The organism is Streptomyces sp. NPDC048514, from assembly GCF_043199955.1.
Taxonomy (GTDB): domain Bacteria; phylum Actinomycetota; class Actinomycetes; order Streptomycetales; family Streptomycetaceae; genus Streptomyces.
Genome location: NZ_JBICWT010000005.1, coordinates 216417 through 243056, shown reverse-complemented (window position 1 = coordinate 243056; position 26640 = coordinate 216417). Strand labels below are relative to the sequence as shown.

23 protein-coding genes are annotated in these 26640 nt (G+C 71.2%); 15 read left to right on the top strand and 8 right to left on the bottom strand.

Annotated features, from left to right (window positions below; all coding sequences use genetic code 11):
* Positions 1 to 464: 464 nt before the first annotated feature.
* From xseA to ACGFT2_RS12815, 3 genes are all read left to right on the top strand, one after another.
* On the top strand, positions 465 to 1673 hold the full coding sequence (xseA, locus tag ACGFT2_RS12825) for an exodeoxyribonuclease VII large subunit (RefSeq protein WP_393276893.1): 1209 nt from the start codon (positions 465 to 467) through the stop codon (positions 1671 to 1673).
* Between the two features lie 119 nt (positions 1674 to 1792).
* Positions 1793 to 2017 carry an exodeoxyribonuclease VII small subunit gene (locus tag ACGFT2_RS12820; protein WP_393276890.1) on the top strand — a complete coding sequence of 75 codons (225 nt, stop codon included), beginning with the start codon at positions 1793 to 1795 and terminating at the stop codon, positions 2015 to 2017.
* Between the two features lie 135 nt (positions 2018 to 2152).
* Complete coding sequence (locus tag ACGFT2_RS12815) at positions 2153 to 2743, top strand: malonic semialdehyde reductase (RefSeq protein ID WP_393276887.1); 591 nt, start codon at positions 2153 to 2155, stop codon at positions 2741 to 2743.
* A gap of 80 nt (positions 2744 to 2823) precedes the next feature.
* On the opposite strand, the gene ACGFT2_RS12810 is transcribed toward ACGFT2_RS12815, so the two are convergent.
* A complete protein-coding gene (locus ACGFT2_RS12810) occupies positions 2824 to 3351 on the bottom strand; it encodes a DUF4245 domain-containing protein (RefSeq protein ID WP_393276884.1) in 528 nt (175 codons plus the stop codon).
* 127 nt (positions 3352 to 3478) lie between these two features.
* On the opposite strand from ACGFT2_RS12810, the gene glpX reads away from it, so the two are divergent.
* A complete protein-coding gene (glpX, locus tag ACGFT2_RS12805) occupies positions 3479 to 4513 on the top strand; it encodes a class II fructose-bisphosphatase (RefSeq protein ID WP_393276881.1) in 1035 nt (344 codons plus the stop codon).
* Between the two features lie 276 nt (positions 4514 to 4789).
* Here the strand turns inward: glpX and ACGFT2_RS12800 are convergent, their stop codons facing one another.
* Complete coding sequence (locus ACGFT2_RS12800) at positions 4790 to 5167, bottom strand: WhiB family transcriptional regulator (RefSeq protein WP_393276878.1); 378 nt, start codon at positions 5165 to 5167, stop codon at positions 4790 to 4792.
* A gap of 174 nt (positions 5168 to 5341) precedes the next feature.
* Entirely contained in the window at positions 5342 to 6043 is a 702-nt protein-coding gene (locus ACGFT2_RS12795; RefSeq protein WP_393276875.1) for a DUF1707 domain-containing protein, read from the bottom strand.
* Positions 6044 to 6210: 167 nt separating this feature from the next.
* Here ACGFT2_RS12795 and ACGFT2_RS12790 point away from each other — a divergent pair, with 167 nt between their 5' ends.
* The 4 genes from ACGFT2_RS12790 to ACGFT2_RS12775 all read left to right on the top strand — a co-directional run bounded on the left by ACGFT2_RS12790 (position 6211) and on the right by ACGFT2_RS12775 (position 12731).
* Positions 6211 to 7881, top strand: a complete 1671-nt coding sequence (locus ACGFT2_RS12790) for a fumarate hydratase (RefSeq protein WP_393276872.1) — start codon at positions 6211 to 6213, stop codon at positions 7879 to 7881.
* 285 nt (positions 7882 to 8166) lie between these two features.
* Positions 8167 to 9564, top strand: a complete 1398-nt coding sequence (locus tag ACGFT2_RS12785) for a class II fumarate hydratase (protein ID WP_393276869.1) — start codon at positions 8167 to 8169, stop codon at positions 9562 to 9564.
* Positions 9565 to 9649: 85 nt separating this feature from the next.
* Complete coding sequence (locus ACGFT2_RS12780) at positions 9650 to 10339, top strand: DUF402 domain-containing protein (RefSeq protein ID WP_393276866.1); 690 nt, start codon at positions 9650 to 9652, stop codon at positions 10337 to 10339.
* Positions 10340 to 10634: 295 nt separating this feature from the next.
* The gene (locus ACGFT2_RS12775) at positions 10635 to 12731 is read left to right on the top strand and encodes a SpoIIE family protein phosphatase (RefSeq protein WP_393276864.1); all 2097 of its coding nucleotides are present in this window, start codon (positions 10635 to 10637) and stop codon (positions 12729 to 12731) included.
* A gap of 137 nt (positions 12732 to 12868) precedes the next feature.
* Here ACGFT2_RS12775 and ACGFT2_RS12770 read toward each other — a convergent pair whose 3' ends face one another.
* A complete protein-coding gene (locus tag ACGFT2_RS12770) occupies positions 12869 to 15259 on the bottom strand; it encodes a transglycosylase domain-containing protein (RefSeq protein ID WP_393276861.1) in 2391 nt (796 codons plus the stop codon).
* A 230-nt stretch (positions 15260 to 15489) separates the two neighbouring features.
* Between ACGFT2_RS12770 and ACGFT2_RS12765 the strand changes: the two genes are divergently transcribed.
* The 5 genes from ACGFT2_RS12765 to ACGFT2_RS12745 all read left to right on the top strand — a co-directional run bounded on the left by ACGFT2_RS12765 (position 15490) and on the right by ACGFT2_RS12745 (position 20290).
* Positions 15490 to 16425: an SPFH domain-containing protein gene (locus tag ACGFT2_RS12765; protein ID WP_393276858.1), complete on the top strand. Its 936-nt coding sequence runs from the start codon at positions 15490 to 15492 to the stop codon at positions 16423 to 16425.
* Entirely contained in the window at positions 16422 to 16655 is a 234-nt protein-coding gene (locus tag ACGFT2_RS12760) for a hypothetical protein (protein WP_393276856.1), read from the top strand. Before ACGFT2_RS12765 ends, ACGFT2_RS12760 begins: the two co-directional genes overlap by 4 nt.
* A gap of 94 nt (positions 16656 to 16749) precedes the next feature.
* The gene (locus ACGFT2_RS12755; protein WP_393276853.1) at positions 16750 to 17274 is read left to right on the top strand and encodes a PadR family transcriptional regulator; all 525 of its coding nucleotides are present in this window, start codon (positions 16750 to 16752) and stop codon (positions 17272 to 17274) included.
* Positions 17271 to 17960: an ABC transporter ATP-binding protein gene (locus tag ACGFT2_RS12750; RefSeq protein WP_393276850.1), complete on the top strand. Its 690-nt coding sequence runs from the start codon at positions 17271 to 17273 to the stop codon at positions 17958 to 17960. Before ACGFT2_RS12755 ends, ACGFT2_RS12750 begins: the two co-directional genes overlap by 4 nt.
* Positions 17957 to 20290 carry an ABC transporter permease gene (locus ACGFT2_RS12745; protein ID WP_393276848.1) on the top strand — a complete coding sequence of 778 codons (2334 nt, stop codon included), beginning with the start codon at positions 17957 to 17959 and terminating at the stop codon, positions 20288 to 20290. Before ACGFT2_RS12750 ends, ACGFT2_RS12745 begins: the two co-directional genes overlap by 4 nt.
* A gap of 86 nt (positions 20291 to 20376) precedes the next feature.
* Here ACGFT2_RS12745 and ACGFT2_RS12740 read toward each other — a convergent pair whose 3' ends face one another.
* Positions 20377 to 21330, bottom strand: coding sequence for a LysR substrate-binding domain-containing protein (locus ACGFT2_RS12740; RefSeq protein ID WP_393276845.1), 954 nt, complete (start codon positions 21328 to 21330; stop codon positions 20377 to 20379).
* A gap of 133 nt (positions 21331 to 21463) precedes the next feature.
* Between ACGFT2_RS12740 and ACGFT2_RS12735 the strand changes: the two genes are divergently transcribed.
* Together ACGFT2_RS12735 and ACGFT2_RS12730 are read left to right on the top strand one after the other, a co-directional pair.
* Complete coding sequence (locus ACGFT2_RS12735; protein WP_393276842.1) at positions 21464 to 22018, top strand: peroxiredoxin; 555 nt, start codon at positions 21464 to 21466, stop codon at positions 22016 to 22018.
* Between the two features lie 3 nt (positions 22019 to 22021).
* On the top strand, positions 22022 to 22564 hold the full coding sequence (locus tag ACGFT2_RS12730; protein WP_353605237.1) for an alkyl hydroperoxide reductase: 543 nt from the start codon (positions 22022 to 22024) through the stop codon (positions 22562 to 22564).
* Between the two features lie 95 nt (positions 22565 to 22659).
* Here the strand turns inward: ACGFT2_RS12730 and ACGFT2_RS12725 are convergent, their stop codons facing one another.
* From ACGFT2_RS12725 to ACGFT2_RS12715, 3 genes are all read right to left on the bottom strand, one after another.
* Entirely contained in the window at positions 22660 to 23988 is a 1329-nt protein-coding gene (locus ACGFT2_RS12725; protein ID WP_393277676.1) for an AI-2E family transporter, read from the bottom strand.
* 158 nt (positions 23989 to 24146) lie between these two features.
* Entirely contained in the window at positions 24147 to 24845 is a 699-nt protein-coding gene (locus ACGFT2_RS12720) for a transglycosylase SLT domain-containing protein (RefSeq protein ID WP_393276839.1), read from the bottom strand.
* 464 nt (positions 24846 to 25309) lie between these two features.
* Positions 25310 to 26635, bottom strand: a complete 1326-nt coding sequence (locus tag ACGFT2_RS12715; protein ID WP_393276836.1) for a PhoH family protein — start codon at positions 26633 to 26635, stop codon at positions 25310 to 25312.
* Positions 26636 to 26640 lie beyond the last annotated feature (5 nt).

Sequence of the window (26640 nt, the reverse complement as noted above, 5' to 3'; positions counted from 1 at the left end):
GTGGCCGCGGGCCGCTCGCCGGCCGCGGGTGTGTCGTGGCCGGCCGCGCGGTGCCCCGTGCCGCCGAGTGTGCAGAGCCGCCGGAGGTGCGGAGCCGCCGGGGGTGCGGAGCCGTCGGGGGTGCGGAGCCGCCGGAGGTGCAGAGCCGTCGGGGGTGCAGAGCCGTCGGCCGTCGAGGCGCCGGAGCCGCGGGAGGCCGGGCCGGTGGCGTGGCAGTCCGCGGGCGCGGGCGCGGGCGCGGGCAAGCGGGTCCGTACCGGCGTCCACCGACGGCGCCACACCCGGGGCACTGGGAACCGCGCGACCGGCCACCCACGAAACCCGCAGCCGGAATGCGTCCGGTCGCCCCGAGGGGCGCGGGGACCGGCGCGGCCGGCCGAGACGGAGCGGCGGCCGGTGGACGGCGCCGACCGCGAAGACCGGGCGCGCACCCACTGTCGGTACCGGCCGTTACGCTCGGGCGCATGGCTGCCAACACGTCCCCGGATTCGCCGCTCCCCGTCGGCGAGGTGTCCCGGCTGATCGGAGGCTGGATCGACCGGCTCGGGACGGTCTGGGTCGAGGGACAGATCACGCAGCTGTCGCGGCGCCCCGGCGCGGGGGTCGTGTTCCTGACCCTGCGAGATCCGTCGCACGACATCTCCGTCGGCGTGACCTGCTACCGGCAGGTCTTCGACGCCGTCGCGGACGTCGTCGGCGAGGGCGCCCGCGTGGTCGTCCTGGCGAAGCCCGAGTGGTACGCCCCGCGTGGCCAGCTGTCGCTCAGAGCCGCCGAGATCAGGCCGGTCGGCGTCGGCGAACTGCTGGCCCGGCTGGAGCGGCTGAAGAAGGCGCTGGCGGCCGAGGGGCTGTTCGCGCCGGAGCGAAAGAAGCCGCTGCCGTTCCTGCCGCAGCTGATCGGTCTGGTGTGCGGGCGGGCCTCCGCCGCGGAGCGGGACGTGCTGGAGAACGCCCGGCACCGCTGGCCCGCCGTCCGCTTCGAGGTACGCAACGTCCCCGTACAGGGCGTGCACGCCGTCCCGCAGGTCGTGCAGGCGGTGAAGGAGCTGGACGAGATCGACGACGTGGACGTCATCGTCGTCGCGCGCGGCGGCGGCAGCGTGGAGGACCTGCTGCCCTTCTCCGACGAGCAGCTCGTACGGGCGGTGGCGCGGTGCCGTACGCCCGTCGTGTCCGCCATCGGGCACGAGCCGGACAACCCGCTCCTGGACCTGGTCGCCGACCTGCGCGCGTCCACCCCGACCGACGCGGCGAAGAAGGTCGTACCGGACGTGGGCGAGGAGTTCGAGCGGGTGCGGATGCTGCGGGACCGCGCCCGGCGCTGTATGAACGCGTTCCTGGAGCGCGAGGAGCGCGGCCTCGCGCACGCGCTGGCCCGGCCCTCGATGGAGGACCCGCACCGGATGCTCGACGAACGGGCCGATCACACGGCGTCCCTGGTCGAGCGGAGCCGGCGGACCCTCGGGCATCTGCTGGACCGTGCCGACTCGGAGCTGACGCACACCCACGCACGCGTGGTGGCCCTCTCCCCCGCGGCCACCCTCAAGCGTGGCTACGCGGTGCTGCAGCGCAGCGACGGGCATGTGGTGCGCGACCCGGACGAGGTCGGGCGGGGCGAGGCGCTGCGGGCCCGGGTGGCCGACGGCGAGTTCTCGGTGACGGTGGACGAATGACCGTGACGGTGGACGAATGACCGTGGCAGGCGAATCACCAAGGCGGCCGAACGGCCGGGCGAGCGAATGACCAAGGGCGGGCGAATGACCGACGTGTGCGAAACGATCAAGGTGGGCGAATGACCGGCACGGTGGACGAGGCGCTCTCGTACGAGCAGGCGCGGGACGAGTTGATCGAGGTCGTACGGCGCCTGGAGGCGGGCGGTACGACGCTGGAGGAGTCCCTCGCCCTGTGGGAGCGCGGCGAGGAGCTGGCCAAGCTGTGCCGGCGCTGGCTGGAGGGGGCGCGGGCCCGGCTGGACGCGGCGCTGGCCGAGGAGACCGGGGACGAGGACACCGAGTAGCGCCGCCGGCCGGGGCTGTGAAGCGGATCACCACACCCCGCTTTTTGTTGAAGGTTGAACTTCCCTTCGCGTAGGCTCGTACCCGTAAGCCGGACCCGCACCCCGGACCGGACGCGCACCGCTAGGAAGTCACGCATGTCTCTCGTTCTTGACCCCGCCGCCCAGGACCTGCTGTTCCGCGAGGCCCGCACCGCGAACACCTTCACCGACGAGCCGGTGACCGATGAGCAGGTCCAGGCGATCTACGACCTGGTCAAGTACGGCCCGACCGCCTTCAACCAGTCCCCGCTGCGCATCACCCTGGTCCGCTCGGCCGAGGCCCGCGAGCGCCTGGTGCAGCACCTGGCCGAGGGCAACCAGGCCAAGACCGCCGCCGCGCCGCTGGTCGCGATCCTCTCCGCGGACAACGAGTTCCACGAGGAACTGCCGGCCCTGTTCCCGCACTTCCCGCAGGCCAAGGACGTGTTCTTCGGTGAGCGCCCGGTCCGCGAGAACGCCGCCGCGCTGAACACCGCCCTTCAGGCCGCGTACTTCATCATCGGCGTCCGCGCCGCGGGCCTGGCCGCCGGCCCTATGACCGGCTTCGACTTCGAGGGCGTCCGCAAGGAGTTCCTGGACGACGACCACACCCCGCTGATGATCGTCAACATCGGCAAGCCGGGCCCGGACGCGTGGTTCCCGCGCTCGCCGCGGCTGACGTTCGAGGACGTCGTCACCACCGTCTGAGCCACCGCACCCTGCATGACGAAGGCCCCCGGTACACCGGGGGCCTTCGTCATGCACGGGCACGCAGTGCCGCGCGGCGCTCACCGCATCTTCAGCGCCGCCGCCATCTTCTTCAGCTCGGTGAAGGACGCCGTGCCGGCCACCACCGTCGTGGAGCCGGGCGTGTCCTGCAGGACGAGGGCGTCGTAGCGGCCGCCGGTGTAGCGGGTCCAGGTCCGGTCGCCGATCCGGTCGGTGCGCTTCGTCGCCGACGCGCCCTGGCCGGCCTCGTCTATGAAGTCGGCGGGCTTCTGCGTGGACTGCTCGACCTGCACGTACTGACCGTCCGGGGTCTGGAAGCCCAGGTGCCAGCGGTCGGAGTTCTCACCCTGGAAGCGAACGGAGGTCGCCTTCCAGGTGCTCGGCAGGCCCTCGGGGGCGGCCACCGGGTAGCTCACCGCACGCCGGGCCGTGAGCAGCTCGACCCGGTAGTCGACCCGCTTGAGGTCGGGAGCGTCATCGTCGTGCGGGATGGCGAGGAAGTAGACGACCAATGCCGCGATCCCGATGAGGGCCAGGGAGAGGATCATGTCCCGGGCCGTCTTCTGTCTGCCGTTCGAAGCTGCCACGTGCCTATCGTCGCAGGTACCCCGGGCGCTCATCCGTGGGGTCCCCTGCTCATTTTGTCTGCCTAACGATAGAGTCAGTGAGCAAGACCCTCATCCGGCCGTCGTCGTATCAGAAAGGTGCGCTCCGATGACCGAAAATCATCACCTGCCGTCCGAACTCGATGTTCCCTCCGAGGCTCCCGATCGCAACCTCGCCCTGGAACTCGTCCGGGTTACCGAAGCCGCCGCGATGGCAGCGGGCCGCTGGGTGGGGCGCGGCGACAAGAACGGCGCCGACGGCGCCGCGGTGCGCGCCATGCGGACCCTCGTCTCCACCGTTTCGATGAACGGCGTCGTCGTCATCGGAGAGGGCGAGAAGGACGAGGCCCCGATGCTCTTCAACGGGGAGCACGTGGGTGACGGCACCGGCCCCGAGGTCGACATCGCCGTCGACCCGATCGACGGCACCACGCTGACGGCCAAGGGCATGCCGAACGCGATCGCCGTCCTCGCCGCCGCCGAGCGCGGCGGCATGTTCGACCCGTCCGCCGTGTTCTACATGGACAAGCTGGTCACCGGCCCCGAGGCGGCGGACTTCGTCGACATCAACGCGCCGGTGGAGGTGAACATCCGCCGGATCGCCAAGGCCAAGCGGGCCACCCCGGAGGACGTCACCGTCGTCATCCTGGACCGCCCGCGGCACGAGAACCTGATCCGTCAGGTCCGGGAGGCGGGCGCGCGCATCAAGCTGATCTCCGACGGCGACGTCGCCGGCTCGGTGTACGCGCTGCGCGAGGGCACCGGCGTCGACCTGCTGCTCGGCGTCGGAGGCACCCCGGAGGGCATCATCTCGGCCTGCGCCGTGAAGTGCCTCGGCGGCACGATCCAGGGCAAGCTGTGGCCCAAGGACGACGAGGAGCGGCAGCGGGCGATCGACGCCGGGCACGACCTGGACCGGGTCCTCACCACGGACGACCTGGTGTCCGGGGAGAACGTCTTCTTCGTGGCGACCGGCATCACCGACGGCGAGCTGCTGCGCGGTGTGCGCTACCGCTCGGACACCGCGCTGACCGAGTCCATCGTGATGCGGTCGAAGTCGGGGACGGTACGCCGGATCGACTCCGAGCACCGGCTGCGCAAGCTGCGGGCCTACAGCGCGGTCGACTTCGACCGGGCCAAGTAACGCCCGGCCGCGGGGCCCCGCGGCCGGCGGACAGAGCCCACGCCCCGGCCGGCAGGGGCCCACGCTCGACCGGCAGGGCCCCACGGTCGACGGTCAGGGGCCCACGGTCGACGGTCAGGGGCCCACGCTCGACGGTCAGGGGCCCACGCTCGACCGGCAGGGCCCCACGGTCGACGGTCAGGGGCCCACGGTCGACGGTCAGGGGCCCACGCTCGACCGGCAGGGCCCCACGGTCGACGGGCAGGGGCCCACGCTCGACCGGCACGTGTCGTCCGGTCAGCCGGCTATGCGGTTGGCGGCCGTCACCCTCGCCGCCTTCTTCAGCTCCATCTCCCGGCGGCGGCGCCTCGCCAGGACGACCCGGCGTTCGGCCGCCGTGAGGCCGCCCCAGACCCCGTAGGGCTCGGGCTGGAGGAGGGCGTGTTCGCGGCACTCGACCATGACGGGGCAGCGGGCGCACACACGCTTGGCCGCCTCCTCGCGGGACAGCCGCGCGGCGGTCGGTTCCTTCGAGGGTGCGAAGAACAGGCCTGCCTCGTCGCGCCGGCACACCGCCTCGGTGTGCCAGGGAGCGTCTTGGTCCCTGTCGCGCGCTGACACCCGCTGGGCCGGAACGGCGGCGACCTGCAGGGACGAATGCGGCGGTTGCAGCACGGTCTACTCCTGACGACGGCTTCGCGAGCGAGAGACGATGCAGCAAGGCCTACCCGCTGTGCGCGCGCCTATGCACAGCGTTCCCGGGGGCGGGCGCACGGCGGCGCGTTCGCGCCCCCGCGCCGGTACCGCGCGCGGACCGGACCCCTCCGGCGGCCGCAGGCTTCGCGGCCGTCAACGGTCCAGGTGTTTGCGCAGCTTCCGGTCCACCTTGTCCTGGACGCGCTCCAGGATGTCCGCCACGAGCTTGCCGCGCCTGGGACGCGCCTCCACGTTGCCCAGGACGGCCCATCCGTCGACGTAGACGACGGGGGCGTCCGGCGCGGCCGAGTCCAGCGGGCTCACCTCGAAGTTGCCCAGCACTCCGCCGCCGGTGCCGCGCAGCGAGACGTTCTCCGGGACCCGGATCTGGACGTCGCCGAACACCGAGACGGCCTTGATCACGACCTGTTGGTACTCGAAGATCGCCTCGCTCAGGTCGATCTCCACCGAGCCGAAGACCGCGTACGCGTGCAGCCGGCGCCCCGCTCGCCAGCGGCCCCGGCGCATGGCGCTGCTGAACACGGCCACGACGCTGGCGTCGGCCTCGGCCGGGATCGCGCCGGGTGCCGGGCGGGGCGGCGCGGGCGCACCGGCGGGGCCGACCGGCTCCTGGTGGGCGGCGGGCAGGTCCCGGATGAAGACCTCCAGCTCGCCCACCGTCTTGGCCTGGAGCACCCCGTCGACGCGCTCGGCGTGCTCGTCGGCGGTCAGCCGGCCCTCGGCGAGGGCCTCGCGGAGGATGTCGGCGATTCGGTCGCGGTCGGCGTCCGAGGCGCGCAGTTCGGAGACGCGCGGTCCGGCGTCCTGGATCGGGGCGGGCTTCTGAAGGTCCACGGCGGCAGCGTACCGAAACGCGATAGATCGCGACTAGGGGTGTGGACAACCCCGGGCGTGTCGAACTGAGCCCTACCTCACAGGATCCGTGCCGACGGCAGGTTCTACGCTGGACGGGCCCGCCAGCGTCGGCGGGCAGCCGTCCGTAGAGTGAGGAATGGGCTGCGATGCCTGAGTTCGCGTACACCGATCTGCTCCCCCAGGGAGAGGACACCACCCCCTACCGGCTGGTGACGTCCGAGGGCGTCTCCACCGTCGAGGGACCGGACGGGCGGACGTTCCTCAAGGTGGAGCCGGAGGCGCTGCGCAAGCTGGCCGAGGAGGCCGTCCACGACATCCAGCACTACCTGCGCCCGGCCCACCTCGCCCAGCTGCGCCGCATCATCGACGACCCCGAGGCGTCGGGCAACGACAAGTTCGTCGCGCTCGACCTGCTGAAGAACGCGAACATCGCGGCGGCCGGCGTGCTGCCGATGTGCCAGGACACCGGCACGGCGATCGTGATGGGCAAGCGCGGACAGAACGTGCTCACCGAGGGCGCGGACGAGAAGCACCTCTCGCACGGCATCTACGACGCCTACACCAAGCTGAACCTGCGCTACTCGCAGATGGCTCCGCTCACCATGTGGGAGGAGAAGAACACCGGCTCCAACCTGCCGGCCCAGATCGAGCTGTACGCGACCGACGGCGGCGCCTACAAGTTCCTCTTCATGGCCAAGGGCGGCGGATCGGCCAACAAGTCGTTCCTGTACCAGGAGACGAAGGCCGTCCTGAACGAGGCCTCCATGATGAAGTTCCTGGAGCAGAAGATCCGTTCGCTGGGTACGGCCGCCTGCCCGCCGTACCACCTGGCGATCGTGGTCGGCGGCACCTCGGCCGAGTACGCGCTGAAGACCGCCAAGTACGCCTCCGCGCACTACCTGGACAACGCGCCCGCCGAGGGTTCGCCGCTCGGCCACGGCTTCCGTGACAAGGAGCTGGAGGAGAAGGTCTTCGAGCTGACGCAGAAGATCGGCATCGGCGCGCAGTTCGGCGGCAAGTACTTCTGCCACGACGTCCGGGTGATCCGCCTCCCGCGGCACGGCGCCTCCTGCCCGGTCGCCATCGCCGTCTCCTGCTCGGCCGACCGCCAGGCCGTCGCCAAGATCACCGCCGAGGGCGTCTTCCTGGAGCAGCTGGAGACCGACCCGGCGCGCTTCCTGCCGGAGACCACGGACGACCACCTCGACGAGGCGGGCGACGTCGTGAAGATCGACCTGAACCAGCCGATGGACTCGATCCTCGCCGAGCTGACCAAGTACCCGGTCAAGTCCCGGCTGTCCCTGACCGGTCCGCTGGTCGTGGCCCGCGACATCGCGCACGCCAAGATCAAGGAGCGGCTGGACGCGGGCGAGGAGATGCCGCAGTACCTGAAGGACCACCCGGTCTACTACGCGGGTCCGGCGAAGACCCCCGAGGGCTACGCCTCCGGCTCCTTCGGGCCGACGACGGCCGGCCGCATGGACTCCTACGTGGAGCAGTTCCAGGCGGCGGGCGGCTCGAAGGTGATGCTCGCCAAGGGCAACCGCAGCAAGCAGGTCACCGACGCGTGCGACGCCCACGGCGGCTTCTACCTCGGCTCCATCGGCGGCCCCGCCGCCCGCCTCGCCCAGGACTGCATCAAGAAGGTCGAGGTCCTGGAGTACGAGGAGCTGGGCATGGAGGCGGTCTGGAAGATCGAGGTCGAGGACTTCCCGGCGTTCATCGTGGTGGACGACAAGGGCAACGACTTCTTCCAGGACCCGGCGCCCGCGCCGACGTTCACGTCGATTCCGGTGCGGGGGCCGGGCCTGGCCTAGCGCCTGGTGCCCGGCGCCCTGCCGCCGGGCGCCCTGCCGTCCGGGAGCGGGACGGCAGGGCGGGGCCGCCTGGTCGGCGGACGGGGCCGCGTGGCCGGCGGGCGCCGGGAGGCCGCGAACACGGTGGCGGCCGACGCGACGGCGACGGCCGTCCGGCCGATCCTGGCTCTGACGCGTTTCACGACGCCTTCCCGCAGCACGTGTTCTCCGGGGTGTGTACTGGTGGGCAGTCAGACGGGGAATACGCATGCCGCGACAAGCGCTCACGCTCTCGGAGGTACGACGATGACGACCGAAGAGCCGCAGTACCGGATCGAGCACGACTCCATGGGCGAGATCCGGGTCCCGGCCCACGCCAAGTGGCGGGCGCAGACCCAGCGGGCCGTGGAGAACTTCCCCGTCTCCGGGCAGCGGATCGAGCGGGCCCACATCGAGGCGCTGGCCCACATCAAAGCGGCCGCGGCGAAGGTGAACGCCCAACTGGGCGTGCTGGACGCGAAGGTCGCGCAGGCGATCCAGGAGGCGGCCGGCGAGGTCGCCGCGGGCACGTGGGACGAGCACTTCCCGGTGGACGTGTTCCAGACGGGGTCGGGGACCTCGTCCAACATGAACACCAACGAGGTCATCGCGACCCTCGCCACCGAACGGCTCGGCCGGGACGTGCATCCCAACGACCACGTCAACGCCTCGCAGTCGTCGAACGACGTCTTCCCGTCCTCCATCCACATCGCGGCCACCGCCGCCGTCACCCATGACCTGATCCCGGCCCTCGAACACCTCGCCGCCTCCCTGGAGCGCAAGTCCGGGGAGTTCGCGGACGTGGTGAAGTCCGGGCGGACGCATCTGATGGACGCGACGCCGGTGACGCTGGGCCAGGAGTTCGGCGGGTACGCGGCCCAGGTGCGCTACGGCGTCGAGCGGCTGCGCGCCTCGCTGCCCCGGCTGGCGGAGCTGCCCCTCGGCGGCACGGCGGTCGGCACCGGCATCAACACCCCGCCCGGGTTCTCCGCCGCCGTCATCGAGGAGGTCGCCCGGGTGACCGGGCTGCCGCTCACCGAGGCCCGCGACCACTTCGAGGCGCAGGGCGCCCGCGACGGCATCGTGGAGACCAGCGGGCAGCTGCGCACCATCGCGGTCGGCCTGACGAAGATCGCCAACGATCTGCGCTGGATGTCGTCCGGGCCGCGCACGGGCCTCGCCGAGATCCGGCTGCCCGATCTCCAGCCCGGCTCCTCGATCATGCCGGGGAAGGTCAACCCGGTGGTGCCCGAGGCCGTCCTGATGGTCGCGGCCCAGGTCGTCGGCAACGACGCCACCATCGCCACCGCCGGTGCCGCGGGGAACTTCGAGCTGAACGTGATGCTCCCGGTGATCGCCAAGAACGTGCTCGAATCCGTCCGGCTGCTGGCCAACGTCTCGCGGCTGCTGGCCGACCGGACCGTCGACGGCATCACCGCCGACCGCGAACGCACCCGCGAGTACGCCGAGTCCTCCCCCTCGGTGGTCACCCCGCTCAACAAGTACATCGGCTACGAGGAGGCCGCGAAGGTCGCCAAGCAGGCTCTCGCCGAGCGCCGGACGATCCGTGAGGTCGTCCTGGAGAACGGCTACGTCGAGCGCGGCGACCTGACCCGGGAACAGCTCGACGAGGCCCTGGACGTCCTGCGGATGACCCGCCCGTGACGCCGGGCGAGCCTTTTCCGGCCACCGCCGTACAACCGTGACGCGCACCGCAGCGTCGTATGCCTACGGCACCTAATATCTGTGCATGACGGACGACGGAGCGGTGACACGAGTGGAAGCGGGCCCTGCCACGTACTGGAAGCCCGGCACGCCGATCCTGTGGCGCTACCGGGAGAACGCCGGCGAGGCCTTCCACATCGCCCGGCCCGTCACCGTCGTGCGCGACGACGCGGAGCTGCTCGCGGTCTGGCTGGCACCCGGCACGGAGTGCGTGCGGCCGGTCCTGGCCGACGGCACGCCCGTGCACCTGGAGCCGCTGGAATCCCGCTACACCAAGCCGCGCACGGTCCAGCGGGACCGGTGGTTCGGCACGGGCGTCCTCAAGCTCGCGCAGCCCGGCGTGCCCTGGTCGGTCTGGCTGTTCTGGGAGCCGGGCTGGCGGTTCAAGAACTGGTACGTCAACCTCGAGCGGCCGCTGACCCGTTGGTCGGGCGGAGTGGACTCCGAGGACTATTTTCTGGACATCTCCGTGCAGCCGGACCGCACCTGGCACTGGCGGGACGAGGACGAGTTCGCGCAGGCCCGGCGGGACGGGCTGATGGACGACGAGACCGCCGAGCGGGTGCGGGCGGCCGGCCGGGACGCGGTGGCGGCGATCGAGGCGTGGGGGCCGCCGTTCTCGGACGGCTGGCCGCGCTGGCGCCCGGATCCGGCCTGGGCGGTACCGTCACTTCCCGATGACTGGGACCGTACGCCCGCGCACGTGTCCTCATGAGACCCTTGATGCGCCCCCCGGCAATAAACGTAGGATCGTCCTCCGCAAGGGCGTGCAAAAGCAACTCCCGGCGCATGTGCCGGGCTTGACCGATCGTCACCGAGGGGCGGCAGGACGTGAGCGAGGGGCACCAGGGCAACAGCACCGCCGGCCGCCACGGACCCGTCGGTGGCACGGCGAGAAACTCTGAGCACGCGGGAATCCCGTTCCCGGGGCACGTATTGCGGGTATCGGGATTTCTGCGGGACCAACTGCGTGCCCGGCGCGCAGCCCCGGACGGATGGATGCGACACGCGTGACGGAGCAGCCCACCTCCTTCGAACGCCCCCAGTCGGGCGTGGACCCCGCGGAGGCCCGCGGGGCGCTCCTGCGTACCCCGAAGCCGCCCGGCAGCCAGGGCTTACCGGTGCAGGCCCGGGCCGACGGGACACCGTCCTCCGGTCCCGGGACGGCCGCGCCCCGCGGCAAGGGAAAGGACGGCAAGGGGAAGGAGCCCCCAGTCAACGGCCCCGAGCACTCCCAGCCCGCCGCCGCCGACCCCGGCGCACATCGCCCGCGTCCGGCGCCCGACGGCATTCCGCCGCAGCCCGGCGCCCAGCAGGAGCGGACGCCGGGCGGCCAGGAACGCCGTACCGGGCGGAGTCTGCCGCCGGGCCGGCCCATGCCGATGCGGCGCGACGGCGACCGGTTGCGCTTCGTGGGCGCGGCCACCCGGCGGATCGCCCGCGGGCTCGACCTCGACGAGATCGTGATGGGGCTGTGCCGGGCCACCGTGCCGACCTTCTCGGACGCCATCCTGGTCTATCTGCGCGACCCGCTGCCGGTCGGCGACGAGCGGCCCACCGGACCGGTGGTGCTGCGGCTGCGCCGTACCGACCGCATACCGGAGGAACGGGACACCGAGGGGGTCCTGCTGCCGCCGGCCTTCGAGCCGGAGCCGGAGCCGTCCGCGCTGGCGGATCTGTCGTCGCTCACCACCGAGCTGTGCGAGGTGCGGCCGGGCGGCGCGCTGAACGAGGTGCTGCGCGGGGTGCGGCCGGTGTTCGCCGACACGCCAGCCGCCCGGGCCGCGCTGCCCGAACTGCTCGGCGAGGGCGGCGAGGCCGTCGTACCGGGCGGGCAGCACGCGATCCTCGCCCCGCTGCGCGGCCGGCGCCGGGTGATCGGCGCGGCCCTGTTCCTGCGCCGCCCGGAGCGGCTCGCGTTCGAGGCCGACGACCTGCTGGTGGCCGCACAGCTGGCCACGCACAGCGCGCTCGGCATCGACAAGGCGGTGCTGTACGGCCGGGAGGCCTACATCGCCGACGAGCTGCAGCGCACCATGCTGCCCGAGACCCTGCCCCGGCCGACCGGTGTGCGGCTGGCCTCCCGGTATCTGCCGGCGGCGGAGACCGCCCGGGTGGGCGGCGACTGGTACGACGCGATCCCGCTGCCCGGCAGCCGGGTCGCGCTGGTGGTCGGCGACGTGATGGGCCACTCGATGACCTCGGCGGCGATCATGGGCCAGCTGCGCACCACCGCGCAGACCCTGGCCGGCCTCGACCTGCCGCCGCAGGAGGTGCTGCACCATCTGGACGAGCAGGCGCAGCGCCTGGGCACCGACCGCATGGCGACCTGCCTGTACGCCGTCTACGACCCGGTCACGCACCGCATCACCATCGCCAACGCCGGTCATCCGCCGCCGGTGCTGCTGCATCTGGGCGGCCGGGCCGAGGTGCTGCGGGTGCCGCCGGGCGCGCCGATCGGCGTCGGCGGGGTCGACTTCGAGGCGGTCGAGCTGGACGCGCCCGCGGGGGCCACGCTGCTGCTCTACACCGACGGCCTGGTGGAGTCCCGGCTGCGGGACGTGTGGACGGGCATAGAGCAGCTGCGGGAGAAGCTCGCCGCGACCGCCCAGCTGACCGGCCCCGACCACCCGCCGCCGCTGGAGGCGCTCTGCGACGAGGTGCTGGACATGCTCGGCCCGGGCGACCGGGACGACGACATCGCCCTGCTCGCGGCCCGCTTCGACGGGATCGCGCCGAGCGATGTCGCGTACTGGACGCTGGAGCCGGAGGACTCCGCGCCCGGCCAGGCCCGCCGGCTGGCCCGGCGCGCGCTCGCGCGCTGGGGTCTGGAGGAGCTGACGGACTCGGTGGAGCTGCTGGTCAGCGAGGTGGTCACCAATGCCGTGCGGTACGCGTCCCGGCCGGTGACCCTGCGGCTGCTGCGCACCCATGTGCTGCGCTGCGAGGTCGGTGACGACGTGCCCCAGCTGCCGCGCCTGCGGCAGGCCCGGGCCACGGACGAGGGCGGCCGCGGCCTGTACCTGGTCAACAAGCTGGCCCGGCGCTGGGGCGCGACCCGGCTGAGCACCGGCAAGGTGGTGTGGTTCGAGCTGAACCGGGGCTGAATCCGCCCGGCGCGACGGCCGGGGCTGAATCCGCCCGGCGTGACGGCCGCACGACGGCCGGAGCTGAATCCGCCCGGCGTGACGGCTGCGCGAGAAGGGGCGCCCGGAGTACTCCGGGCGCCCCTTGTCGTGCGCGGCTAGTGCAGGTCGAAGCCGTCGTTCGGGTCGAGCGGGTCCTCCGTGCCGGGCTCCGTCGGGGGCCCGGTGCTCGGCGTCTGGCTCGGGGTCTGGGACGGCGTCTGCGAGGGGGTCTGGGACGGCGTCTGCGACGGGGTCTGGGACGGCGAGCGGGACGGCGTCCCGGACGGCGTCTGCGACGGGGTCTGGGACGGCGTCTGCGACGGGGTCTGGCTCCACGACAGGGTGGGGGTCGGCGCGACGGCCGCGCCCTGGGTGGTGTTCAGGTCGAACCTGGTCTTGTCCGTGACCCCGAAGGTGTAAGCGGCCCAGATCCTCGCCGGCGGCCCGCCGCCGTTCACGCGGCCGCCGCCCATGGCGCCCTTCAGGGTGACGTGGTCCCCCTTCTTGACGGGCTGGTCGTCGCACCCCGTGCCACCCGTCTTGGCCGCTTCGCCGAACAGGCCGACCGAGGTGACCAGGCCGGGCGTGTAGCCGTTGAACCAGGCCGAGCGGTTGCAGTCGGACGTACCCGTCTTGCCGGCCACCTGGCGGCCGTTGCGCAGCGGGTTGCTGGCCACCGAGGTCTTGGCCGTGCCGTCGTCGACCACGCCGGTGAGCACGGAGGTCACCGAGTCGGCGGCGGTCCGGCTGAGCACCGACCCGCCGACCGGGTCCGGCATGTGCACCGAACGGCCGGTCTTCTCCGCGGACTTGACGAGGGTCGGGGTCACCTTGTCGCCGTGGTTGGCGAGAGTGGCGTAGATCCCGGCCATCTGCAGCGGGCTGGCGCCCATCGAGCCCAGCGTCTGCGCGGGCACGGCCTGCATGCCCTTGGTGTCCATGCCGAGCTTCTTCGCCGTGCCCATGACGTTGTCCATGCCCACGTCGACGCCCATCTGCGCGAAGACGGAGTTGACGGACGCGTTCATGGCGTTCTGGACGGTGATCTTCCCGTAGTTGTGGTCGTCCTCGTTCGGCGGGGCGAAGCCGACCTTGGCGCCCTGGTCCAGGACCTGCCGGCGGCTGGTGCCGTCGTAGACCGTGTTGGCGGTGATCGGCTTGCCGTCCTGCGTGGTGGCGTTGTCCTCCAGCGCGGCGGCGAGGATGACCGGCTTGAACGTCGAGGCCGGCTGGTAGTCGGTGCGGGTGGCGTTGCTGAAGTAGTGCTTGTAGTAGTCCTGCCCGCCGTACAGTGCGACGATCTTGCCCGTCCTGGGGTCGACCGAGACGGCACCGGCCTGGACGTCGGCGTCGACCTTGCGCTTCTTCGTGTCGAGCTTGCTCGTCAGCTCGGTCTTGACGGCCTTCTCCAGCGCGGCCTGCTTCTTGCGGTCGACGTTGAGGGTGATGGTCCAGCCCTTGTACATGACCGCGTTCTCCGCCTGGCCCGGGCTCAGTCCGTCCTGGGTCATCAGCTGCCGCTCCAGCTGCTGGTTGGCCAGTTCGACCAGGTAGCCCTTCTGCCCGTCGAGGCCCGGGGCGCCCTTGGGCTCCTTGGGGACCGGGAACGTCATGCCGTCGCGGTCCGCCTTGGGCAGCCAGCCCTCCTCGACCATGTTGTCCAGGACGTAGTTCCAGCGGGCCTTGACCAGCCGCTTGCCGGTCTCCGTGGCAGCGGACCAGTCGTACTGGCTGGGTGCCTGCAGCAGGGAGGCGAGGTAGGCGCCCTGCTCGACCGTGAGGTCCTTGGCGTCTCTGTGGTAGTAGGCCTGGGCGGCGGCCTGGATGCCGTAGGCGTTGCGGCCGTAGTAGCTGGTGTTGATGTAACCGGCGAGGATGTCGTCCTTGGACGTCTCGCGGTCCACCTTCAGCGAGATGACCAGTTCCTTCAGCTTGCGCGAGACGGTCTGGTCCTGGTTGAGGTAGAAGTTCTTGACGTACTGCTGGGTGATCGTCGAGCCACCCTGCTTGCCCTTGCCGGCCAGGGTGTTGAGGATGCCGCGGGCCGTGCCTTTGAAGTCGACGCCGGAGTCGTGGTAGAAGCTCTTGTTCTCCGCCGCGACGAAGGTCAGCTGGACCTTGCGGGGCACCTTGGACAGGTCGACGATCTCGCGGTTGACCTTGCCGTCGCGGGCCAGGACCGTGCCGTCGCTGAACTTGTAGACGTTGCTCTGCTGCTGCGCGGCGGGGTTGCCCTCGGGGACGTCCACGTACAGGTAGAGGCCGATGAAGGCCGCGATGATCAGCAGGCACGTCCCGAAGAACGCGCCGAGGATCTTCTTCCAGGTGAACATCCTGCGTATGAGGCTCTTGGCGGGCTTGCCGCCGGCCGGGGAGCCGGTGCCCGCGGACCGGTTGCCTGCGGAACCGGTGTCCGCGGGGCCCGCCGCGGGGGTGGAACGGCGGCGCTTGGGCGCCGCGCGGTGGCCACCGCGCTGTCGCGCTCGTCTCTCATCCGCTCGTCCCATGAGTCCCTACGCTCGCTTCCGTCTCGGGGTCAGCTCCGAAAACTAACACCCGTCTATATGACAAAGAGCGTCCGATCCGCTCTTTTACGGACGTGACAATCAGCACCCGCCCCGAAGAAACCGACGGGTAACAGCGTCAAAAGGTTGCTCGACACGATAAAGTGCTATCACTTAGTTAGCACAAGGCTAGACGCGTCACGTCCGAGCGTCACCGAGAACGGGGGGTTCCCATGTCCACATCCGATCCGGCCGCCACCGCCGACGTACCCGAGATGCCCGCCCCGCGGGTGCGGGAGTTCACGGCCCACAGCATCGGCGGCGGGCTCGCCCTGCTGCTCGGACTGCTCGGGCTCGGGGGCGCCGCCGCGCTGTTCGCCGGCGCCGCCGCGGTCTCCGCCTCCGGCGCCAAGGCCGGTCTCGTCGTCGCCGGCATCCTCGTCTTCCTCGCCTCGGTCATCGCGATGCGCGGCCTGAACACGGTCGCGCCCGGCGAGGCGCGGGTCGTCCAGCTCTTCGGGCGCTACCGGGGCACCATCCGGCAGGACGGCCTGCGCTGGGTGAACCCCTTCACCTCGCGGACCCGTGTCTCCACCCGGGTGCGCAATCACGAGACGGCCGTGCTGAAGGTCAACGACGCCTACGGCAACCCGATCGAACTGGCGGCGGTGGTGGTGTGGAAGGTCCAGGACACCGCCCAGGCCACCTTCGAGGTGGACGACTTCGCCGAGTTCGTCGCCACGCAGACCGAGACGGCCGTGCGCCACATCGCGATCGAGTACCCCTACGACGCACACGAGGAGGACGGCCTGTCGCTGCGCGGCAATGCCGAGGAGATCACCGAGAAGCTCGCCGTCGAACTGCAGGCACGGGTGGAGGCGGCAGGCGTGCGGGTCATCGAGTCACGCTTCACGCACCTCGCGTACGCCCCCGAGATCGCCTCGGCGATGCTGCAGCGGCAGCAGGCGGGCGCGGTCGTCGCGGCCCGGCGGCAGATCGTGGACGGCGCCGTGGGGATGGTCGAGGCGGCGCTCGCCCGGATCGCGGAGCGGGACATCGTGGAGCTGGACGAGGAGCGCAAGGCGGCGATGGTGTCGAACCTGATGGTGGTGCTGTGCGGCGACCGGGCCCCGCAGCCGGTCCTCAACACCGGGACGCTCTACCAGTGACGGACCCTTCGGACACCCCGAAGCGGCGGCCGCAGCAGCGCAAGCAGGTGCTGCTGCGGCTGGACCCGTCGGTGTACGAGGCGCTCGCCCGGTGGGCCGGGGACGAGCTGCGGTCGGCCAACGCGCAGATCGAGTTCCTGCTGCGCAAGGCGCTGGCGGACGCCGGTCGCCTGCCGAAGGAGACGGGCCCGCTGCCGCGCAGAGGGCGCCCCCCTGTGTCAGAACCGTGACAATCGGCCCCCACCTGCGGGGCCGCACCCCCCGCCATGATCTGCACACTCCGCGTATACATCCCGCGTATACACCGTGTGTAGAGTGCTTCTCATGTCCATCGGTCACACCCTCCTAGGGCTCCTTGAGTCCGGCCCGCGCCACGGTTACGACCTGAAGCGGGCCTTCGACGAGAAGTTCGGTCACGACCGGCCGCTGCACTACGGCCAGGTCTACTCCACGATGTCCCGGCTGCTGAAGCACGGCCTGGTGGAGGTCGACGGGATCGAGGCGGGCGGCGGGCCCGAGCGCAAGCGGTACGCCATCACCGACGCCGGCGTCACCGACGTCGACCAGTGGCTCGCCACTCCGGAGAAGCCGGAGGAGTACCTCCAGTCGACCCTCTACACCAAGGTCGTCCTCGCGCTCCTCACCGACCGGAACGCGGCCGACATCCTCGACACCCAGCGTGCCGAGCACCTGCGCAGCATGCGGATCCTGACCGACCGCAAGCGCAAGGGCGACCTCGCCGACCAGCTCATCTGCGACCACGCGCTGTTCCACCTGGAGGCCGACCTGCGCTGGCTGGAGCTGACCGCGGCACGCCTGGACAAGCTCCGTGCGGTGGTGGCCGAATGACTCCTCCCCCCGGCTCGCTGCTCGCCGCCGCCGACCTGCGCAAGGCCTACGGCCCGACCGTCGCCCTCGACGGCGCCGAGTTCTCCATCCACCCCGGCGAGGTCGTCGCCGTGATGGGCCCCTCCGGCTCCGGCAAGTCGACGCTGCTGCACTGCCTCGCCGGCATCGTGCCGCCCGACTCCGGCTCGATCACCTACGCCGGCCGCGAGCTGGCGACGATGAGCGACACCGAACGCAGCGCGCTGCGCCGCAGCGAGTTCGGCTTCGTCTTCCAGTTCGGCCAGCTCGTCCCCGAGCTGACCTGCGTGGAGAACGTGGCCCTGCCGCTCCGGCTGAACGGCAGCCCCCGCAAGGAGGCCGAGCGGGCCGCGCTCACCTGGATGCAGCGCCTGGAGGTGGACGACCTCAGGGGCAAGCGGCCCGGCGAGGTCTCCGGCGGCCAGGGGCAACGCGTCGCGGTGGCGCGGGCGCTGGTCACCGGACCGCGGGTGCTGTTCGCCGACGAGCCGACCGGCGCGCTGGACTCCCTCAACGGCGAACGCGTGATGGAGCTGCTGACCGACGCGGCCCGCTCGACCAACGCCGCCGTCGTGCTGGTCACGCACGAGGCCCGGGTGGCCGCCTACTCCGACCGGGAGATCGTCGTACGCGACGGCAGGTCCCGGGACATGGAGCGGGCCGTATGAACGTCAGGCAGTGGTCCAGGGATCTGGGCATGGGCGTCCGGTTCGCCTTCACCGGCGGGCGCGAGGGCTGGATCCGCGTACTGCTGACGGCGGTCGGCGTCGGGCTCGGCGTCGCGCTGCTGCTGCTGACGACCGCGATCCCGAACGCGCTGTCGGTACGGCACGACCGTGACGCGGCACGCCTGGACTACACCTACGGCGCCACGCGGCCGAAGGCCGCCGACACCCTGCTGATCTCCGACACCGACACGCAGTACCACGGCGAGGACGTCCGCGGCCGGATGGTGGAGCCCGAGGGACCGCGTGCCCCGGTCGCACCGGGCCTGGCGAAGTACCCGGCGCCGGGCGACATGGTCGTGTCCCCCGCCCTGAAGGAGCTGCTGGATTCCGCTTCCGGGAAGCTGCTGCGCGAGCGGTTGCCGTACCGGATCGTCGGGACGATCGGGGAGACCGGACTGGTCGGCTCCCAGGAGCTGGCCTACTACGCCGGTGCGAAGAACCTGGCCCAGCGCATCGACGGCTCCCGGACGGCACGCATCAGCGAGTTCGGGCGCCCGGCGGACTCGTCGTCGGAGACGATGGACCCGGTCCTGATCCTGCTGGTGGTGGTCATCTTCGTGGTGCTGCTGATGCCGGTCGCCGTGTTCATCGCCACGGCCGTGCGGTTCGGCGGTGAGCGGCGCGACCGCAGGCTGGCGGCGCTGCGGCTGGTGGGCTCCGACAGCCGGATGACCCGGCGGATAGCGGCGGGCGAGGCGCTCGCCGGGTCCCTGGTCGGTCTGCTCTTCGGCACGGTGTTCTTTCTGCTGGGCCGGCAGCTCGTCGGGTCGGTCGAGGCCCTGGGCGTGAGTGTGTTCCCCAGCTACCTCGACCCCTCGCCCGCGCTGGCCGCCCTGGTCGCGGTCGCCGTTCCGGCGGCCGCGGTGCTGGTCACCCTGTTCGCGCTGCGTGCGGTGGTCATCGAGCCGCTCGGCGTGGTGCGGACGGCCAGGGCCCGGCGCCGCCGGCTGTGGTGGCGACTGCTGCTGCCGCTGGGCGGACTGGCCTGCCTCGCGCCGATGATCGGGCAGGGCCGCGACAACGGCGCCTTCAACGAGTACCTGGTGATCGGCGGAGTCCTGCTGCTGCTCGCCGGCGTGACCGCGCTGCTGCCGTGGGTCGTCGAGGCCGTGGTGGCCCGGCTCGGGAACGGCGGTGTGGCCTGGCAACTCGCCGTACGACGGCTGCAGTTGAGCAGTGGTTCGGCAGCCCGGATGGTGAACGGCATCGCGGTCGCGGTGGCCGGGGCGATCGCGATGCAGATGCTCTTCGCGGGTGTCGAGGGCGACTACACCAAGGTCACCGAGCAGGATCCCAGCCGCATCCAGATGCAGGTCAGCCTGTCGCACGGCATCCCCTTCGTCCCGGCCGCCGAGAAGTTCGCCTCGACCAGGGGCGTACGGAAGGCCACCGCGCTGGGCGGCACCGATCTGGCCGCCCGCACCGGCGACGGATCCGACAGCACGGCGAGCCTCACCGTCGGCACCTGCGACTCCCTGCGTGAGGTGGCCCGGCTGACGTCCTGCCACGACGGGGACACGTTCGTGGCCACGGGCGGTGGCGACGACGCCGACCTGCACAAGCTCCTCCGGCCGGGCCGCGCCCTCCACGCCGACACGGCGAGCCCCGGCGGCCGGGGGCCGGACGTCGTCTGGACCGTGCCGAGCGGACTGAAGCAGGTGCGCACGCTGGACAGCCCGATCATGGGCAGGATGAGCGGCGTGCTGATGACGCCGGGCGCCCTGCCGGGCGACTTGGGCCGTCTGCTCAGCGGATCGGTGTACCTCTCGCTCGACGAGTCGGCGACGGACGAGCAGGAGTACGTGCGCAACACGGCGGCGCGGATCGACCCGCTGGCGGACACGATGGTGTGGGCGTCGACCGAGAGGTCGTCGCAGTTCACCTCCATCCGCACCGGTCTGTTCGTCGGGGCCATCGCCGTCCTGGCCCTGATCGGCGCGAGCCTGCTGGTGTCCCAGCTGGAGCAGTTGCGCGAGCGCCGGAAGCTGTTGTCGGCGCTGCTCGCCTTCGGCACCCGCCGGCGCACCCTGAGCATGTCGGTGCTGTGGCAGACGGCGATCCCGATCGTGCTGGGCCTGCTGCTCGCCATGGGTGTGGGGCTGACGCTCGGCGCGGTGCTGCTGAAGATGGCGGGCGCGACGGTCGGTGTGGACTGGCCGGGCGTGCTGGCGATGACCGGCGCCGGTGCGGTCGTGGTCCTCGTGGTCACCCTGCTCAGCCTGCCGCCGTTGCTGCGGCTGATGCGCCCGGACGGCCTGCGGACCGAGTAGGTCCGGCTGTCAGGCCGTCCCGCGCGGGCTTCCCCCGATGCCGAGGGGTAGCCCGCGCCGCGTTCCGGGTCCCGGCCCGCGTGACGTCACGCCCGCGCGTCCAGGAGCCGCACGGGCAGCGTGCCCAGTGCCTCCCGCAGGGCGGCCGCCAGTTCCTCGTACTCCGCGCCGCGGGCCGCACCGGCCCGCATCGCCAGGGCGACCCGGCGGCTGGGGGCGGGTTCGGCGAAGTAGCCGGTGAGGAGCTGACTGCTGCGGGTCGTCTCCAGTTTGAGCGCGGTGCGCGGGAGCAGGGTGCACCCGAGGCCGCCGGCGACCAGCTGCACGAGCGTGGACAGCCCGGCGGCCGTCGTGGTGACCGGCGCGTCCTCGCGGCCGGCCTCCCGGCAGATGTCCAGGGCCTGGTCGCGCAGACAGTGGCCCTCGTCCAGGAGCAGCAGGTTCAGCTCCTTCAGCGCCTCGCGCGGAATCCCCTCGCGGCCGCCGAGCCAGTGGTCGAGCGGGGTGACGAGCACGAAGTCCTCGTCGAAAAGCGGGAGTTCGGCGACCCCGGGGACGCCGAGCGGGACGGCCAGCAACAACAGGTCGAGGCGGCCGGAGTGCAGGCCGTCGAGCAGACTCGCCGTCTGCTCCTCGTGCACCTGGAGGTCGAGCTGCGGGTAGCGCTCGTGGACGAGCCGCAGCACGGTGGGCAGCAGGTACGGCGCGACCGTGGGGATCACGCCGAGGCGCAGGGCCCCGGTGAAGGGCGCCCGGACCGCCTCGGCCTCCTCCAGCAGCGCCCCGACCGCGTCGAGCACCGCCTTGGCCCGCACGGCCAGCCGCTCCCCCGCGGGAGAGAGCAGCACCTTGCGCGTCGTACGCTCGACGAGGGTCACGCCGAGGGTCTCCTCCAGCGCCGAGACCGCGCCGGACAGGGCGGGCTGGCTCATCCCGATGGCGGCCGCCGCGTCCCGGAAGTGCAGATGCTCGGCCACGGCGGCGAAGGCCCGGAGCTGGGCGAGGCTGGGCTGCCGTCGTTTGCCGTTACTGATGGTCACTGATAGCTACCTCCGATCAACACGACCGAGTGTAGCTATTTCACTAATCAATGCACCCTGTGCCAACATCGATAACGTCCAACCCACGGGAAAGATCCTCAAAAGGGGTGTTTCCTAGCTACAAGGAGAGTTTGTGCTCACTGTCGGTGACAAGTTCCCCGAGTTCGAACTGACCGCCTGTGTCTCGCTGGAGAAGGGCTCGGAGTTCGAGCAGATCCACCACAAGTCCTACGAGGGCAAGTGGCTCGTGGTGTTCGCCTGGCCCAAGGACTTCACGTTCGTGTGCCCGACCGAGATCGCCGCGTTCGGGAAGCTGAACGACGAGTTCGCCGACCGCGACGCCCAGATCCTCGGCTTCTCCGGTGACTCCGAGTTCGTCCACCACGCCTGGCGCAAGGACCACCCGGACCTGACCGACCTGCCGTTCCCGATGCTGGCGGACTCCAAGCACGAGCTGATGCGCGACCTCGGCATCGAGGGCGAGGACGGCTTCGCGCAGCGCGCCGTCTTCGTCGTGGACCCGAACCGCGAGATCCAGTTCACCATGGTCACCGCCGGTTCCGTGGGCCGTAACCCCAAGGAGGTCCTGCGGGTCCTGGACGCCCTGCAGACCGACGAGCTGTGCCCGTGCAACTGGAGCAAGGGCGACGAGACCCTGGACCCGGTCGCGCTGCTGGCTGGTGAGTGACCCATGTCGCTCGACTCCCTGAAGTCCCGCGTCCCGGACTACGCCAAGGACCTGAAGCTCAACCTGGGCTCGGTCATCGGCAACTCGGACCTTCCGGCCCAGCAGCTGTGGGGCACGGTGCTGGCGACCGCCATCGCCTCCCGTTCCCCGATCGTGCTGCGTGAGCTGGAGCCCGAGGCGAAGGCGAACCTGACGCCGGAGGCGTACACGGCCGCCAAGGCCGCCGCCGCGGTGATGGCGATGAACAACGTCTTCTACCGCACCCGCCACCTGCTGTCCGACCACGAGTACGGCACCCTGCGCGCGGGTCTGCGGATGAACGTCATCGGCAACCCGGGCGTGGAGAAGGTCGACTTCGAACTGTGGTCGTTCGCGGTCTCCGCGATCAACGGCTGCGGCATGTGCCTGGACTCGCACGAGCAGGTGCTGCGCAAGGCCGGCGTGGAGCGCGAGGTGATCCAGGAGGCGTTCAAGATCGCGTCCGTGGTCCAGGCGGTCGGCGTCACCCTCGACACCGAGGCGGTCCTGGCCGAGTCGGCCGAGTAACCCGCCCCCGGCATACGACGGCCCCCGCCCACCTGCTGGTGGGCGGGGGCCGTCGTATGCCGCCGCTCGTCCGGTTGCGTGCCGGGCGGGGCCGGTCAGGCTTCCGGCTGCGTAACCGCCGGGGCCGGTTCCTCAGTGCTCGCGGGCGGGGTCTCGGGCTCCGCCGGGGGCACGCTCTGCTTCGCGGCCATCTCCTCGGAGTACACGCGCAGATACCCCACCACCGTGTTCGTCACCGCCACCAGCGGTACGGCCACCACCGCGCCGCCGATGCCGGCCACCATGCCGCCGGCCGCGACCGTCAGTACGACCGCCAGCGGGTGGACCCGCACCGCGCGGCCGAGGATGAACGGCTGCAGGACGTGGCCCTCGATCTGCTGGACGGCGAGGACGACCACGAGGGTCATGAGCGCCGTGAACACGCCCTGGGTGACGAGCGCCACGATCACCGCGAGCGCTCCGGAGGCGACCGCGCCGACCAGGGGGATGAAGGAGAACAGGAAGATGAACACGGCCAGCGGGACGGCCATCGGCACGTCGAGGAAGTAGATGCCGATACCGATGAAGATCGCGTCGATGAGGGCGACCAGGACCGTGCCGCGCACGTAGGCGGTCAGCGTGCGCCAGGCGCGCGGGCCGGCACCGGCCACGCCCGGCCGGGCGGCGGAGGGCACCAGCTTCAGGAACCACTGCCAGATGCGCACGCCGTCGTAGAGCAGGAACAGCGTCGAGAAGAACACCAGCAGGAGGCCGGTGAACGCCTCGACGATGACCTGAACGCCCTCGAGGCCCGCGGACGTTATCTGATCGGTGTTGGCGCCGATCGCCTCGCGCAGGTTCTTGGCTATCTGGTTGATCTGCTTGTCGGTGACGTGGAAGGGGCTCTTCAGCAGCCAGTTGCGCAGGTCGTCGATGCCGTTCTGGATCTGGTTGGAGAGCGTGTCGATGTTCTCCATGACCTGCCAGGTCACGAACCAGCCCATCAGGCCGATGACGACGAAGCCGCTGATGGCGGTGAGCGCCGTGGCCGGTCCGCGTGGCACCCCGCGCCGGGTGAGCCGGGCGACGGTCGGCTGCAGCAGCGCGGTGACCAGCAGGGCGATGACGAAGGCGAACACCACCAGCTGGACGGCGCTGATGACCCGCATCAGCACCCAGAGGGTGCCGGCCAGGACGAGCAGACGCCACCCCGCCTCGGCCGCGACCCGGACGCCCCAGGGCACCGCCTCGGCGGGGTCGGGACGGGGGCCGGCCGGCGGCGCGGGCCGGCGGACGGGCGGGGCCGGCTCGCCGGTGGCAGGCTGCTCGGCCCGTTCGGGCTCGGCGCTCTCCTTCTCCACCTCCGCGCGGCGCTCGTTGAGGCGCTCGCTCATTTCGGTGAGGCCGGCTCCCAGCCGGCCCAGCCACCCTGGCACTCGCGACATCATCCGTCCTCTTTCCCCGCGTCCCCGGGTACTTGCCACCACTCCCCCCTGGAGTCGTTCGAGTACGACCGTACAGGGCGAAAGCCCCTCCCCCTATGACGGGGAGGGGCTGCGCTGGGGTTGAGTGGGACCGGTCGTGTTCCGTACCGGTGGCCGGTCTAGTACCAGTGGTTGGCCTGCCAGAACGACCAGGCGGCACACGGACTGCCGTACCGGGCGCTGTTCATGTAGCCGAGGCCCCACTTGATCTGGGTGGCCGGGTTGGTCTGCCAGTCGGCGCCGACCGACGACATCTTGGACCCGGGCAGCGCCTGGAAGAGACCGTAGGCGCCGGAGCCGGCGTTGACCGCGCGGTAGTTCCAGCTGGACTCGTGGTCCACGATGTTGCTGAAGCACTGGAACTGGTCGGCGGGCACCATCTGACGCGCCATCGCCTGGATCTGCGCGACGGTGTAGCTGCCCTGTACCGGGAAGCTGGAGGAGTCGCGGGTCGAGCGGGTGGTGGCCTCGGACTTCGCCTCGGCGCGCTCCTTGGCCTCCTTGGCCGCCTTCTCCGCGTCCGCCTTCTTCGCGATGGCGGTCTCGGCCGCGGCCTTGCGAGCCGATTCCTCGGCGTCCTTCTTGGCGCTCGCGTCCGCGGCGATGGCCTGGACGTCGGCCTGGTGCGTCAGGGACGCGGTCTGCACCTGCGCCTGCTGACCCGCGGGTATGTCCGCGAGGAGCGTGGCGTCGGAAGCCGTCGGCTCGGCGTCGTTGTTCTGCGCGACGCTGCCCGAGGCAACTCCGACGACGCTTCCGACGGCGGTGACCGCGGTGGCCGAGGCCACTGCGAATCCCCGGACCGAAATCCGGCTCACACGGTTTCCTTCCAGCATCGCCCGCTTCGGTGACCCTGGCGGACGCAATCGTGCCCCTGAACACTGGCCTCCCAACTGCGGGGTCACGGGAGGCACGGGCCCGGTGGGCAACTCCCCGGAGGGGAGCGCCGCGTGGTGCTCGGGCGGCATACGGCGGCGCTATGGAGTTGGTGGTGTTGCTGTGGTGCCGTACCGCTGGGGGTACACGTGTGCCGTATGCGAGGCCTGACAGGACTGAGACTCTGCCGTAACCCGACGCCGGCCCGCAATTCCGAGTTGCGTGTGAAAGCTCACATCCCGTTTCGGCCCGGCGGTTTCAGGAAACCGCCACACGCGAAGGCGCCGCCCGGCTAGGCTCCTGTGCCTTTGCCGGACGGCGCCAACTGACCTGCTCCGATATCCCCTTGGACACCCGCGGATGGTCTCGGATCCGCTCGGATGCGCCTGGATACCCCCGGATGCCCTTAGATATGGCCTTCTTCGAGCATTTCGGTCACCAGGGCGGCGATCTGGGACCTCTCCGATCGGGTGAGCGTGACGTGCGCGAAGAGCGGATGCCCCTTCAGCTTCTCCACGACGGCCACGACGCCGTCGTAGCGACCGACGCGCAGATTGTCCCGCTGTGCCACGTCGTGGGTCAGAACGACCCGCGAGTTGGCGCCGATCCGGGAGAGGACGGTCAGCAGGACGTTCCGTTCGAGGGACTGCGCCTCGTCCACGATCACGAACGCGTCGTGCAGCGAGCGGCCGCGGATGTGGGTCAGCGGCAGGACCTCCAGCATCCCGCGCGCGGTGACCTCCTCGATGACCTCGCGGCTGGTGACCGCCGAGAGCGTGTCGAAGACGGCCTGGGCCCACGGGCTCATCTTCTCCGCCTCGGAGCCCGGCAGATAGCCCAGTTCCTGCCCGCCGACCGCGTACAGCGGGCGGAAGACCATCACCTTCTGGTGCTGACGGCGCTCCAGGACCGCTTCCAGGCCCGCGCACAGCGCCAGTGCCGACTTGCCGGTGCCGGCCCGGCCGCCCATCGAGAGGATGCCGACGTCCGGGTCGAGCAGCAGGTCGAGCGCGATGCGCTGCTCGGCACTGCGGCCCTTGATGCCGAACGCCTCCCGGTCACCGCGCACCAGGCGGACGTTGCCCTCGGCGGATACCCTGCCGAGCGCCTTGCCGCGCTCGGACTGGATGGTCAGGCCGGTGTGCACGGGGAGGCCGGCGGCCTCCGGGACGTACACATGCCCTTCCTCGAAGAGGATGTCCACCTGTTCGCCGGAGAGTGTCAGTTCCGACATCCCGGTCCAGCCGGAATTCTCCGTGATGGCGAGTTCGGCCCGGTACTCCTCGGCCAGCAGGCCGACGGACGAGGCCTTGATCCGCAGCGGCAGATCCTTCGACACGACGGTGACGTCGAACCCCTCGGCCTGCAGGTTGCGGGCCACCGCGAGGATGCGGGAGTCGTTGTCCCCCAGGCGATAGCCGGTGGGCAGCACGCTGGGGTCCGAGTGATTGAGCTCGACACGGATGGTGCCGCCGAGTTCCCCGATCGGGATGGGCGCGTCGAGGCGACCGAACTTCACCCGGTAGTCGTCCAGCAGGCGCAGGGCCTGACGGGCGAAGTAGCCGAGCTCCGGATGGTGCCTCTTGGCCTCCAGTTCCGTGACCACGACGATGGGGAGCACGACCTCGTGCTCGTCGAATCGGGTCAGGGCGTTCGGGTCGGCCAGCAGGACGCTGGTGTCGAGAACATAGGTGCGCCGGTCTGGCTTGTGGCGCTTTGTGCTGGTCACCACGGAAG

Bases quoted from the DNA above. Each gene is read 5' to 3' on its own strand.
- ACGFT2_RS12765 (WP_393276858.1), top strand. From the start codon at position 15,490: ATGTCCACATCCGATCCGGCCGCCACCGCCGACGTACCCGAGATGCCC.
- glpX (WP_393276881.1), top strand. From the start codon at position 3,479: ATGACCGAAAATCATCACCTGCCGTCCGAACTCGATGTTCCCTCCGAG.
- ACGFT2_RS12780 (WP_393276866.1), top strand. From the start codon at position 9,650: ATGACGGACGACGGAGCGGTGACACGAGTGGAAGCGGGCCCTGCCACG.
- ACGFT2_RS12815 (WP_393276887.1), top strand. From the start codon at position 2,153: ATGTCTCTCGTTCTTGACCCCGCCGCCCAGGACCTGCTGTTCCGCGAG.
- ACGFT2_RS12730 (WP_353605237.1), top strand. From the start codon at position 22,022: ATGTCGCTCGACTCCCTGAAGTCCCGCGTCCCGGACTACGCCAAGGAC.
- ACGFT2_RS12750 (WP_393276850.1), top strand. From the start codon at position 17,271: ATGACTCCTCCCCCCGGCTCGCTGCTCGCCGCCGCCGACCTGCGCAAG.
- ACGFT2_RS12745 (WP_393276848.1), top strand. From the start codon at position 17,957: ATGAACGTCAGGCAGTGGTCCAGGGATCTGGGCATGGGCGTCCGGTTC.
- xseA (WP_393276893.1), top strand. From the start codon at position 465: ATGGCTGCCAACACGTCCCCGGATTCGCCGCTCCCCGTCGGCGAGGTG.
- ACGFT2_RS12790 (WP_393276872.1), top strand. From the start codon at position 6,211: ATGCCTGAGTTCGCGTACACCGATCTGCTCCCCCAGGGAGAGGACACC.
- ACGFT2_RS12785 (WP_393276869.1), top strand. From the start codon at position 8,167: ATGACGACCGAAGAGCCGCAGTACCGGATCGAGCACGACTCCATGGGC.
- ACGFT2_RS12770 (WP_393276861.1), bottom strand. From the start codon at position 15,259: ATGGGACGAGCGGATGAGAGACGAGCGCGACAGCGCGGTGGCCACCGC.
- ACGFT2_RS12725 (WP_393277676.1), bottom strand. From the start codon at position 23,988: ATGTCGCGAGTGCCAGGGTGGCTGGGCCGGCTGGGAGCCGGCCTCACC.
- ACGFT2_RS12755 (WP_393276853.1), top strand. From the start codon at position 16,750: ATGTCCATCGGTCACACCCTCCTAGGGCTCCTTGAGTCCGGCCCGCGC.
- ACGFT2_RS12820 (WP_393276890.1), top strand. From the start codon at position 1,793: ATGACCGGCACGGTGGACGAGGCGCTCTCGTACGAGCAGGCGCGGGAC.